The organism is Micromonospora sp. NPDC049201 (assembly GCF_055586805.1).
This window is the reverse complement of sequence record NZ_JBVJHM010000022.1, coordinates 40,307-52,444: the sequence shown is the minus strand read 5'-3', so window position 1 is coordinate 52,444 and position 12,138 is coordinate 40,307. Positions and strand designations below refer to the sequence as shown.

General features: G+C 72.6%; 10 protein-coding genes. 5 read left to right on the top strand and 5 right to left on the bottom strand.

Features of this window, described 5'->3' with window-relative positions:
* Positions 1-339: 339 nt before the first annotated feature.
* Entirely contained in the window at positions 340-2,940 is a 2,601-nt protein-coding gene (gene otsB, locus ACZ6O5_RS30890) for a trehalose-phosphatase (protein ID WP_465981807.1), read from the bottom strand.
* Positions 2,937-4,337, bottom strand: coding sequence for an alpha,alpha-trehalose-phosphate synthase (UDP-forming) (locus ACZ6O5_RS30885; RefSeq protein WP_091069502.1), 1,401 nt, complete (start codon positions 4,335-4,337; stop codon positions 2,937-2,939). Before ACZ6O5_RS30885 ends, otsB begins: the two co-directional genes overlap by 4 nt.
* Positions 4,338-4,668: 331 nt before the next feature.
* Between ACZ6O5_RS30885 and ettA the strand changes: the two genes are divergently transcribed.
* The 4 genes from ettA to ACZ6O5_RS30865 all read left to right on the top strand — a co-directional run bounded on the left by ettA (position 4,669) and on the right by ACZ6O5_RS30865 (position 8,168).
* The gene (ettA, locus tag ACZ6O5_RS30880; protein ID WP_281937369.1) at positions 4,669-6,345 is read left to right on the top strand and encodes an energy-dependent translational throttle protein EttA; all 1,677 of its coding nucleotides are present in this window, start codon (positions 4,669-4,671) and stop codon (positions 6,343-6,345) included.
* Entirely contained in the window at positions 6,338-6,781 is a 444-nt protein-coding gene (locus tag ACZ6O5_RS30875; RefSeq protein WP_107155939.1) for an acyl-CoA thioesterase, read from the top strand. The genes ettA and ACZ6O5_RS30875 overlap by 8 nt, the downstream gene beginning before the upstream one ends.
* The gene (locus tag ACZ6O5_RS30870) at positions 6,778-7,452 is read left to right on the top strand and encodes a DUF8185 domain-containing protein (RefSeq protein WP_465981805.1); all 675 of its coding nucleotides are present in this window, start codon (positions 6,778-6,780) and stop codon (positions 7,450-7,452) included. Before ACZ6O5_RS30875 ends, ACZ6O5_RS30870 begins: the two co-directional genes overlap by 4 nt.
* Before the next feature lie 131 nt (positions 7,453-7,583).
* Positions 7,584-8,168, top strand: a complete 585-nt coding sequence (locus ACZ6O5_RS30865; protein ID WP_281937367.1) for a type III secretion system chaperone family protein — start codon at positions 7,584-7,586, stop codon at positions 8,166-8,168.
* Positions 8,169-8,190: 22 nt separating this feature from the next.
* On the opposite strand, the gene ACZ6O5_RS30860 is transcribed toward ACZ6O5_RS30865, so the two are convergent.
* The 3 genes from ACZ6O5_RS30860 to ACZ6O5_RS30850 all read right to left on the bottom strand — a co-directional run bounded on the left by ACZ6O5_RS30860 (position 8,191) and on the right by ACZ6O5_RS30850 (position 11,310).
* Positions 8,191-8,577 (bottom strand): globin, encoded by a 387-nt coding sequence (locus ACZ6O5_RS30860; protein WP_107155936.1) that lies wholly within the window; start codon positions 8,575-8,577, stop codon positions 8,191-8,193.
* Between the two features lie 78 nt (positions 8,578-8,655).
* Positions 8,656-10,023 (bottom strand): MFS transporter, encoded by a 1,368-nt coding sequence (locus ACZ6O5_RS30855; protein WP_465981803.1) that lies wholly within the window; start codon positions 10,021-10,023, stop codon positions 8,656-8,658.
* A gap of 231 nt (positions 10,024-10,254) precedes the next feature.
* Complete coding sequence (locus tag ACZ6O5_RS30850) at positions 10,255-11,310, bottom strand: mechanosensitive ion channel family protein (protein ID WP_465981801.1); 1,056 nt, start codon at positions 11,308-11,310, stop codon at positions 10,255-10,257.
* Between the two features lie 281 nt (positions 11,311-11,591).
* Between ACZ6O5_RS30850 and ACZ6O5_RS30845 the strand changes: the two genes are divergently transcribed.
* On the top strand, positions 11,592-12,131 hold the full coding sequence (locus tag ACZ6O5_RS30845) for an HNH endonuclease (RefSeq protein ID WP_107156075.1): 540 nt from the start codon (positions 11,592-11,594) through the stop codon (positions 12,129-12,131).
* Positions 12,132-12,138: the final 7 nt, after the last annotated feature.

Sequence of the window (12,138 nt, the reverse complement as noted above, 5' to 3'; positions counted from 1 at the left end):
TGCCTCAAGCGCTACATCGTCCGCGAGGTCCACACCGCCCTCCTCGCTGACTTCACCACCCTCAACACCCCTTGACTTCTATAGGAGCATCCCCCCGGCCCTCCTGCCTTCGCGCCACCGCCCCACTGCGGCGATCTTGCACTTGGTGCCCCCGAGATGTCCTTATTCGCCCGTTTGGCCGGGGCAGTAAGCGCAAGATCGACGCGGTGGGGGGGGGGGCGGGGGGGGGGGGGGGGGGGGGGGGGGGGGGCGGGGGGCGGGGGGGGGGGGGGGGGGGCCCCGGGGGGGGGGGGGGGCGGCCCGGGACGGTGGGGTCCCGGGCCGCGTCAGGGGGTCGGGTTACTGCTTGAGCATGTTGTCCAGGAGCAGGGCGCAGCGGATCAGGCCGAGGTGGCTGTACGCCTGCGGGTGGTTGCCCAGGCCCCGCTCGGCCAGCGGGTCGTACTGCTCCGGGAGCAGGCCGGTGGGGCCGGCCGTGTCGATCATCTGGGTGAACAGCTCCTCGGCGTCGGTGCGGCGGCCGGTGCGCAGGTACGCCTCGATCAGCCACGCCGTGCAGATGTGGAAACCGCCCTCCCGGCCGGGCAGGCCGTCGTCCCAGTGGTAGCGGTAGACCACCGGGCCGCTGCGCAGGTCCGCCTCGATCTTGAGCACGGTGGAGAGGAACCGCGGGTCGTCGCCGGGGAGCAGCCCGGACAGGCCGATCCAGAGCGACGAGGCGTCCATCTCGTCGTGCCCGTACGCGACGCTGTACGCCTCGGCCTCCGGGTGCCAGCCCTCCTCCAGCACGTTGGCCCCGATCCGGTCGCGCAGGTCGACCCACTCCGGCCGGTCCTCCCCGCCGTGCTGCCGCACCACGTGCAGCGCCCGGTCGACGGTCATCCAGAGCATGACCTTGGAGAACACGTGGTGCCGGGGTGGGAGGCGGGCCTCCCAGATGCCGTGGTCGGGCTCGTGCCAGCGGCGGCGTACCGCCTCGACCATGTTCTCCAGCACCCGCCACTCGTCGTCGCGGACCGACCCCCGGGCGTCGGCCACCGCGGCGATCAGGTCCGCCACCGGGCCGAAGACGTCGAGCTGGAGCTGGTGGTTGGCGAGGTTGCCCACCCGCACCGGCCGGGAACCGGCGTAGCCGGGCAGCGTGTCGATGACCGCCTCGGCGCCCAACTCGTAGCCGTCGACGGTGTAGAGCGGGTGCAGCCGCTCCGGGTGCCCGCCGGTGCGCTCCACCACGCCGTCGATCCAGCGCAGCAGCCCCTCGGCCTCCTCGGTGGACCCGAGGTCGACGAGTGACCGCGCGGTCATCGCCGCGTCCCGCAGCCAGCAGTAGCGGTAGTCCCAGTTGCGGACGCCGCCCAGCTCCTCGGGGAGCGAGGTGGTCGCCGCGGCGAGGATCGAACCGGTCGGCTCGTGGGTGAGGCCGCGCAGGGTCAGCGCGCTGCGGGCGACCAGGTCCCGGGCGGTGGTGGGCAGCCGCAGCGAGGCCACCCAGTCCTTCCAGGGCTGCTCGGCGGCGGCCTGCCGCTCGTGCACCGGCACCCGGTGCGGCTCCAGGCTCTGCGTGCCGAAGCGCAGCTCCAGCACCACCTGTCCGCCGGCGGCGGAGAGGTCCACCACCGCCTTCGCGGTCTCGTACCCGGCGTCGTTGGTGACCTCCCACTCGACGCCGGGGGAGTGCAGCGCGACCGGCTCGTTGGAGCCGAGCACCAGCAGCCCGTCGTCGAGCGGCTGGAGCTGCACCGCGACCTGCCCGAACTCGGGGCGCGGGGCGAACTCGACGCGGGCCCGCCCGGTGCCGCTGAGCACCCGGACCAGGGTCGAGTCGCCGCTGACCACGGCCGGGTCGTCAGGCGTGGTCTCCCGAACCGGCAGGTCCAGCCAGTCGGTGACGGTCAGGCCGGACCAGCGGGTCTCCACCGTCATGGTGTTGCTGCGGTAGCGCTGGCCCAGCGGGATGCCGCCGCGCTCCGGGCCGATGGTGAAGTGCCCGGCCGGGCTGCCACCCACCAGGTCGGCGAAGATCGCCGCCGAGTCCGGCTTCGGGTGACACAGCCAGGTGATCTTGGCTTCCGGTGTGACGAGCGCGACCGTACGCCCGTTGGCGAGCATCGAGTGCCGCTCGATCGGCACCGCCCGCTCCCCGAAGAGCCAGTGCCGCCGGGTCTCCAGCAGCAGGCCGAGCGCGCGGGCCGCCTCGATCGGCTCGGCCACCCGGTAGTCCGCCTGGGTGTCGCCGGGGCCGATCTTGATGCCGACGTCCGGCCCGTGCAGGTTGCCGAACGCGTTCTCGTCGGTGACGTCGTCGCCGATGAAGAGCACCGCACCGGCCGCGAGCTGGGTCCGGAGCTGGTCGACCGCGGTGCCCTTGTGGGTGGCCACCACCGACAGCTCGATGACCTCCTTGCCCTGGGTGACGGTGACGCCGTCCCAGGTGGCGGGGCCGCTGCGGACCGCGTCCACGGCGGCGGCGGCGACCTGCGGGTCGACCCCCCGGGTGTGCACGGCGACGCTGGCCGGCTTGCGTTCCAACCGGATGCCCGGGTGGGCCGCGGCGATCTCGCGCAGTTCCTGGCGGAGCCGGTGCCGGACCGCGATCAGCTCCGGGCTGAGCCGCTCGACGAAGCCGATGTCGAACTCGGAGCCGTGGCTGCCGACCAGGTGCACCTCACTCGGCAGCCGGGAGAGGGTGGCCAGGTCGCGCAGCGCGCGCCCGGAGACCACCGCGACGCTGGTCTGCGGCAGCGAGGCCAGCGCGCGGATCGCGGCCACCGACTCGGGCAGCGGTACGGCCCTGGTCGGATCCTCGACGATCGGCGCCAGTGTGCCGTCGTAGTCGCAGGCGATCAGGAGTTGGGGAGTCCGGGCGATGCGGCCGATCGCGGCACGCAGTTCCGGGTCGAGCACGCCACCGGAGGAGGTGGCGGCAGCGGGCGGGGTCACGCAGCCTCCGTATCGGGGACACCGAGCTCGCTGAGGAACGACTTGGCCCAGTGGCCGACATCGTGGCTGCGCAGATGGCGCTGCATGACGCGCATCCGGCGGCGGGCTTCGGGCTTTTCGACGTGCACGGCCCGGAGCAACGCGTCCTTCACCGCGTCCGGGTCGTGCGGATTACACAGGAACGCCTGGCGCAGCTCGGTGGCGGCGCCGGCGAACTCACTGAGCACGAGCGCGCCGCCCTGGTCGGCGCGCGATGCGACGTACTCCTTGGCCACCAGATTCATTCCGTCTCGCAGCGGGGTCACCATCATCACGTCGGCGGCCACGTACATCGCCGCCAACTCGGAGCGACTGTACGACTGATGCAGATAATGAACAGCCGGCACGCCGACCCGGCCGAATTCACCATTGATCCGGCCAACCTCGCGTTCCACCTTCACCCGAAGTGCCTGGTAGTGCTCCACGCGCTCACGGCTGGGCGTGGCGACCTGCACCATAACCGCGTCCGGAACTGTCAACTTTCCGTCAGCAAGGAGTTCCCGGAAGGCCTTGAGTCGAAGCTCGATGCCCTTCGTGTAGTCGAGCCGGTCGACGCCCAGGATGATCGTCTTGGGGTTGCCCAGCTCCTCGCGGATCTGCTTGGCCCGGGCCTGGATCGCCGGGTCCTCGGCCAGCCGTTCCATCTCCCTGGTCTCGATCGAGATGGGGAACGCGCCGGCCTTCACCTGCCGGCCGTCGACCTGGATCATCTGCCCCTCGTAGCGCAGGCCGAGCAGGTGCCGGGCCAGCCGGACGAAGTTCTGCGCGGCCAGCCGCTGCTGGAAACCGACCAGGTCGGCGCCGAGCAGGCCGCGCAGGATCTCGGCGCGGAACGGCATCTGCATGAACAGCTCGATCGGCGGGAACGGGATGTGTAGGAAGAACCCGATCTTCAGGTCGGGGCGCAGCTCGCGCAGCATCGCCGGGACGAGCTGGAGCTGGTAGTCCTGGACCCAGACCGTGGCGCCCTCGGCCGCCACGTCCGCCGCGGCCTCCGCGAACCGGGCGTTGACCAGGCGGTACGCCTCGCGCCAGCGCCGCTTGTAGGCGGGCGTCTCGACGGCGTCGTGGTAGAGCGGCCAGATCGTCGCGTTGGACTGGCCCTCGTAGTAGCGCTCCAGCTCCTCGGCGCTCAGCGGCACCGGGTGCAGCCGGATGCCCTCCAGGTCGAACGGCTCGGGCGCGGCGCCGGTGCCGCCGGCCCACCCGACCCAGGTGCCCTGGTGCTCGGCGAGCACCGGGTGCAGCGCGGTCACCAGGCCGCCGGGGCTGCGCCGCCACTGCCGTCCCTCGGGTGTGCTCACCTCGTCGACCGGCAGTCGGTTGGCCACTACGACAAAGGAGCTACGGACGGTCACGATCGGCCACCTCCGGGTACTGACGGGTCCACCGCGATGAGCGTACTGAGCGTAGCTGCGGCGTCTGATCCCCCGTGCCGGAGTCCACTACCCGCCCCCGGAACCGCCGAACCCTGGCCGTGATCTTGTCGACAGCGGTGCCGAACGGCGGCGCCGCGCCACGCCGTACCAGGGCTGGGGTGGGGTGATGTGGGCGCGGCCGCCCGTACCTGTCAGGATTGACGGCGGCGTGCGCACGGCCGGCTCCCGGCCGGCGGCGGCGGGCGGAGTCGAAGCCCGCGCCCCGCACCCCGCAAGCCCGCGATCGCAACCGACGGAGGTAGCCCGCACCGTGGCTCACTACATCTACGTCCTGGAGAAGGCACGCAAGGCGCACGGCGACAAGGTCGTGCTGGACAACGTGACGTTGAGCTTCCTGCCGGGTGCCAAGATCGGTGTGGTCGGCCCGAACGGCGCCGGCAAGTCCAGCCTGCTCAAGATCATGGCAGGGCTGGACCGGCCGAGCAACGGCGAGGCCCGCCTCATGCCCGGCTTCACCGTCGGCATGCTGGCACAGGAGCCGCCGCTCAACGACGCCAAGACCGTTCTGGGCAACGTCGAGGAGGCGGTCGCCGAGACCAAGTCGAAGCTGGAGCGGTTCAACAAGATCGCCGAGCAGATGGCGACCGACTACTCCGACGAGCTGATGGAGGAGATGGGCAAGCTCCAGGAGGAGCTGGACAACGCCGACGCGTGGGACATCGACTCCAAGCTCGAACTGGCCATGGACGCGCTGCGCTGCCCGCCGCCGGACGCCGACGTGACCCAGCTCTCCGGTGGTGAGCGCCGCCGGGTGGCGCTGTGCAAGCTGCTGCTGGAGGCGCCCGACCTGCTGCTGCTCGACGAGCCCACCAACCACCTGGACGCGGAGAGCGTGCAGTGGCTGGAGCAGCACCTGGCCAAGTACGCCGGCACCGTCCTGGCCATCACGCACGACCGGTACTTCCTCGACAACGTGGCCGGCTGGATCCTGGAGCTGGACCGCGGCCGGGCCATCGGCTACGAGGGCAACTACTCCACCTACCTGGAGAAGAAGGCCGCCCGGCTCTCCGTCGAGGGTCGTCGCGACGCCAAGATGCGCAAGCGCCTCACCGAGGAGCTGGACTGGGTCCGGTCGAACGCCAAGGCGCGGCAGACCAAGTCCAAGGCCCGCCTCGACCGGTACGACGAGATGGCCGCCGAGGCGGAGAAGACCCGCAAGCTGGACTTCGAGGAGATCCAGATCCCGCCGGGCCCGCGCCTGGGCAGCACCGTCATCGAGGCGCACAACCTGACCAAGGGCTTCGGCGACCGGGTGCTGATCGACAACCTGTCGTTCTCGCTGCCGCGCAACGGCATCGTCGGCATCATCGGCCCGAACGGCGTCGGCAAGACCACGCTGTTCAAGACCATCGTCGGGCTGGAGCAGCCGACCGGCGGCGAGGTCAAGGTCGGGCCGACCGTCTCGCTGTCGTACGTCGACCAGAACCGGCAGGGCCTCGACGGGGACAAGACCGTCTGGGAGGTCGTCTCCGACGGGCTGGACCACCTCATGGTGGGCAAGGTCGAGATGCCGTCCCGGGCGTACATCGCCGCGTTCGGCTTCAAGGGGCCGGACCAGCAGAAGCCGACCAAGGTGCTCTCCGGCGGCGAGCGCAACCGGCTCAACCTGGCGCTGACGCTGAAGATCGGCGGCAACGTCATCCTGCTCGACGAGCCGACCAACGACCTGGACGTGGAGACGCTCTCCAGCCTGGAGAACGCGCTGCTGGAGTTCCCCGGCTGCGCCGTGGTCATCTCCCACGACCGGATGTTCCTGGACCGGGTCGCCACGCACATCCTGGCCTGGGAGGGCGACGACGCGAACCCGGCCAGGTGGTTCTGGTTCGAGGGCAACTTCGAGGCGTACGAGAAGAACAAGATCGACCGGCTGGGCGCCGACGCGGCCCGGCCGCACCGGGTGACCTACCGCAAGCTCACCCGTGACTGACCGGTTCGTCTACCACTGCGCGCTGCGCTGGTCCGACCTGGACGCGTACGGCCACGTCAACAACGCCCGCTTCCTCACGCTGTACGAGGAGGCCCGGGTGGCGATGATGTTCGCCGGTGGCCGGGCGTGGGGCGTCGACTCGTTCGCCGACGGGGTGGTCATCCGCCGGCACGAGGTCGACTACCTGCGCCCGGTCGACTACGCGCTCGGCCGGGCCAGCGCGGAGGCGGCGCCGACCGTGCGGATCGAGCTGTGGGTCGACGAGATCCGGGCCGCCTCCTTCTCGGTCGCGTACGAGCTGTACGACGGTGACACGCTGGCCGGCACCGCCCGGTCGGTGCTGGTCCCGTTCGACCTGTCCACCCAGCGCCCGCGCCGGATCTCCGCCGACGAGCGGGTGTTCCTGCTCCGCCACGCCCCCGGGCTGACCGGATGACCGGGACGACGGGCGGGCACGGGTTGACCGGGGTGGCCGACGCCGGCGCGTTCCTCGCCCGGCTGGTCCGGCTCGACCCGGCCGTCCTGGTCCGGCTCCGTCCGGTGCCCGGCGCCGGCCGTACCGCCCTCTGGGCCCGCCTGCCCTGGGGGGTGCTCGTGGTGCGTACCGTGCCCGGGGACGGGCCCGGCGACGTCACGGTCGCCGCCGCGGACCTGTTGGCCGAACTCTCCGCCGGAGGCGCGGCGCTGCCGCGGCGACGCGACGACGGCTGGCGCTGGCCGCTGCCGCCACCGGTCAGCCGCCCGGTCGAGCTGCTCCCCGGCGCGGAGCTGCGCCGGATCGCGGATGCGGCGGCCGGGACGCTGCGCGAGGCGGCCACCCACGGGGTGGCGGGCCGGGCGGTCGGCCAGCGGGTGCTACGGGACGCGCTGCTGGACCACGTCGCGGTGGTGGTGACCCCGGACGGGGAGCCCGGCGCGCCGGTGGAGGTGTCGCAGCGGCTGGTGCAGGGCGTGGTGCGGCTCGGCTTCCTCGGCACCGGCGCCGGCGACGTTCAGGTACGGGTGGCCGGCCACTGGGTCGGGCTGGTCGGGCCGTACGGGGCGGCGTGGTCGCGGACGGTCGCGGACCTTGCACTCACGCCTACCAGAGTTCATCCGAACGGATGACCCGGCATCATTCTTCCGGGCTGGGGCGGCCGGTGGGGGGATGCCTCCTGCCGGCTGTCCGGGTACCGTCCATCCTCGGATCCAACGCACCGTAGGCGGCTGGATCCGCTGGGGAGTGAGGTGCGCGAGCGATGCCGTGGTGGTCATGGCGCCCCGGTCCCGCCGGTGGCGGCGATCCGGAAACCCGAAGCGGGACCACAGTGGACGACAGCGTCCGGGTCGGGCCACCGACCCCACGCCGGCCGGACGACGACGCGGCGGCGCCCGAGCGGCCGGTCATCGCGGACATGCCGGCCACGGTCGCCCCGGTCACACTGAGCCGGGTCTGTGACGCGCTCGACCTGCTCGACGTGCGTTACCTGGCCGACGGTGACGGCAACCTGCTGGCCATGTGGGAGCGGCACGCCGTGCTGGTCGCGCTGGAGGGGCCGGAGGACGAGATCCTCGTGATGCGGGCCCGTCCACACGCGACCGTGCCGCCGGACTGGGCCGACCGGGCCTACCGGGTGGTCAACGAGTGGAACCACACCCGTCGGTTCTGCAAGGCGTACATCGGCGACCCGACCGAGCGTGGCCAGCTCCCGATCTACGCCGAGCTCCAGGTGCCGCTCGGCGCCGGCACGCACGACGCACTGCTGGTCGAGATGCTCGACTGCGGCGCGGCGGTGGCCACCACGTTCGTCGACTGGCTGCACGACGAGGGCGCCCTGCTCTGAGCCCGCGCCGCCGGGCCGCCGGTCAGCCGGCGGCCGGGTCGTCCGCCACGTTCACCATGAAGTACGCGGCCCGCTCCAGGTAGTCCCAGAGTGCGACGGCGAGCTGCGGCGGCAGGTCCAGCGTGTCAACCGCGTGCCGCATGTGGCGCAGCCAGGCGTCGCGTTCGGCGGCGCCGATCCGGAACGGGGCGTGCCGCATCCGCAACCGTGGGTGCCCGCGCTGGTCCGAGTAGGTGCGCGGGCCGCCCCAGTACTGGATCAGGAACAGGGTCAGCCGGTCCGCCGCCGGTCCCAGGTCCTCCTCCGGGTACATCGGCCGCAGCAGCGGGTCGTCGGCGACGCCGGCGTAGAACTCGTCGACCAGCTTGCGGAAGGCGGGTTCACCGCCGATCGCCTCGAACAGCGTCATCGACTCGCCTGGGGAAGTCACGCTCCCATCCTGCCAGGCGCGACCCGGTGGCCGCGCCCGCCCGCCGGGCGGCGGAGGTCACGTCACCGCGTGCCGGTGCCGGGCGGGCTCCCGCCCCCGGTCGTCCCCGGCCGGCTCCCGGGCCGCCGGAGGGCCGTTCCCGGCGGCCGACTCGGCGCGGGCGGCGTCGACGGCCGCCCCGATCGTCGCCGGGCGGGGCCAGGTGACCGCCGCGACGATCATGAGCAGCACCCCGGCCGCGCTCCACAGCCCGACCACCGTCGGAATGGTGAACCGCTCGGCGAGCGCGCCGGTGGCCAGCACCGAGACGCCCTGGAGGATCTGGGTGCCGCTGGCCATCACGCCGAACGCCCGGGCCCGGTAGCCGTCCGGCAGCGCCTGCACGAAGAGGCCGTTGGCGACCGGGACGATGCCCCCGACCGCGAAGCCGCACGCGGCGGCCAGCAGCGCCACCACGACCGGCGGCGGATCGAGGAGCGAGGGTACGAGCACCGCCGGCGCGAGGACCGCCAGCGGCGGCATCAGGGCCAGCCGACGGGCCGGCGTGGCGAGCCGGCCGATCAGCAGCCCGCCGATGACGTAGCCGATCGGGTTGGCGGCCATGATGACCGCCTGGGCGGTGCCGGTGTCCATGCCGCCGTCGGTGCGTTCGGCGGCCCAACCGGCGGCCAGCCCTTCGGGCACGATAGAGAAGAGCATGGCACTGAACACCAGCACCGCGATGGCGCGCAGCACCGGCCGCTCGAAGACGATGCGGAAGCCCTGCGCGGTCTCCCGCAGCAGGTGACTGCGGTGCGCCTCGGTCATCGACGGGGCGCGGTCGCGCAGGCCGAACCGGACCAGCGCGGCCGACAGCGCGAACGTGCCCGCGTTGACCAGCAGCGCGGTGCTCGGATTCAGCACCGCGATGGTCGCCCCGGCGAGGTAGCCGACGACCTGGGCGGCCTGCGCCGCGCTGGTCGAGGCGGCGAGGCCCACCACCAGCCGGTCGCCGGTGAGGACGTGCGGCAGCAGCGCCGAGCGCGCCGCCTGGCTCGGCGGGTTGGCCAGCGTCGCCAGGAAGATCAGGCCGAGGATCGACCAGGCCGGCATGAACGGCATGGCGACCAGCACCATCAGCGCCATCCGGATCAGGTCGCAGAGCACCATGACCCGGCGGTAGCGGTGCCGTTCGGCGAGCGCCGAGAGCAGCGGGCCGCCGATCAGCCAGGGCAGGTAGCTGGCCGCGAAGGCGGCGGCGGAGAGCGCGACCGACTGGGTCTCGCGCAGCACGAGCACGGTGACCGCGGCCTTGGCGAGGTAGTCGCCGACCCAGGACAGGACGTTGGCGGCGAACAGCGCGCGGAACTCCGACTGGCCGAACACGTCACGGAAGGTGGCCGGACTCTCCTCGGCGGGTCGCTGGTCGGACACCGTCGCCTCCATCGTTCCGAGCCGGCCACTTGTGGTGGCCCGACCGGGAACCGTCGTCAGATCAACCGATCGGCGAGGACACGACACACTCCCCGGGGAGCGTGTTCACCGGATTCTGCCCGATCGTCTGACAACTGACTAGGGCGAACGGATTGATCGTCGCATCTCCGACTGAACGAACGGACGATACCCGAGGGGCCGCGCGAGGCGCGACCCCCGGAAATCGGTCGTCCACGCCGGCCCTCAGGCGGCCCCGCCGGTGCCCGTTCCCTCCGGCCGGAGCGGCGCCGGCGGCTGCGGCGGCAGCCCGGGATAGAGCCGGGCGGCGGCGATCCGGGCGGTGATCCCGGAGTTCTCCAGCGCCTCCGCGAGTCGGCGGCGCAGCTCACGGCCGACCGCGAACTGTCCGTCGGCGGTGGTCTTGACCACGGTACGGATCACCGCGCCGTCGACGGTCATCTGTTCCACGCCGAGCACCTCCGGCTGCTCCACGACCTGTGGGGCCAACTCCGGGTCCAGCGCCACCGACGCCGCCGCGGTCCGCAGCACCGCGGTGGCCTCCTCGGTGCCGGCGAAGCCGATCGGCAGGTCCACCACGACCAGCGCCCAGCCCTGGCTCTTGTTGCCGACCCGGATGATCTCCCCGTTGCGGATGTACCAGAGCACGCCCCGGCCGTCGCGGACCGTGGTGACCCGCAGGCCCACCGCCTCCACCACGCCCGTCGCCTCGCCGAGGTCGACCGTGTCACCCACCCCGTACTGGTCCTCGATCAGCATGAACAGGCCGGCGATGAGGTCCTTGACCAGGCTCTGCGCGCCGAAGCCGAGCGCCACGCCGGCGATACCGGCGCTGGCGAGCAGCGGCGCCAGGTCGAAGCTGAACTCCTTGAGCACCATCAGCAGCGCGATGCCGAAGACGAACGCGGTGACCATGCTGCGCAGCACCGACCCGATCGCCTCGGCGCGCTGCCGTCGGCGTTCCGGCACGAACTGCTCCGGGTCGGGGGCGGCGCTGGGGATCCGCTCGCGCAGCGGACGGAGCAAGGTCGGCACCGAGCCCTGCGTGGTGGTGCGCACCAGCCGGTTGATGGTGCGGTGCATCGCCCAGCGGGCGGCGACGGCCAGCAGCAGGATCAGCGCGATCCGCAGCGGCTTCAGCAGGATCCAGTAGCTGCTCTCGGCGAACCAGGCGGAGTTGGTGGCCCGGTACACCCACTCGCAGGAACTGCTGCCCTTGCAGTCCGGGCGCCGGTCGGAGACGGCGGACAGCACGGCGGTGATCAGGTCGGAGACATTCACGGGAAATTCGTACCCCACCGGCGGGGCACGGACCGCACGGACCCGCCCCGATGGGGCGGCCCGGGGCGGCGATCATCCCGGCCGGAACCGGTCATCTTGGCATGCCGGGGTCAGCCTCCCAGCGGGTACCCCGGATTAGTGCGTGCAATCCGGGGCGCGATCAGGGACTATTGGCCCAACGGACGTCGGTGATCCGGCCGGCGCCGGGGCCGTTCCGCGCGGTGCGCGGGGCGGTCTCGGCGTGGTGGCGGCGGGAGGGCTGGACCGGGAGGGTGAGCGCGATGCCTGACATACGACCCACGGCGGGCTCCGGTGCACTCGTTCTCAACGCCACCTACGAGCCCCTGTGCGTCGTGTCGGTGCGTCGGGCCGCCATCCTCGTCCTCTCCGCCAAGGCGGTCTGCGTGGCCGACGGCGAGGGCATCCTGCACAGTGCGCGCAACGCGCTCCCGGTGCCCTCCGTCGTGCGGCTGACCCGCTACGTCCGGGTGCCCTACCGCACCCAGGTGGGCCTCTCCCGCCGGGGGATCTTCGCCCGGGACGGGTGGCGGTGCGCCTACTGTCGCGGGCCGGCGGAGACCATCGACCACGTCTTCCCGCGCAGCCGGGGCGGCCGGCACGCCTGGGAGAACGTGGTGGCGGCCTGCGCGCGCTGCAACCACACCAAGGGCGACAAGACGCCCGCCGAGTTGGGCTGGCGGCTGCACCACCTGCCGGCGGCGCCGAAGGGCAGCGCCTGGCGGGTGCTGGGGCACCGCGCTCCCGACCCGCGCTGGGCCGACTGGCTCGACCTGCGCGAGCCGGAGCCCGAGGCGGCCTGACCGGCCG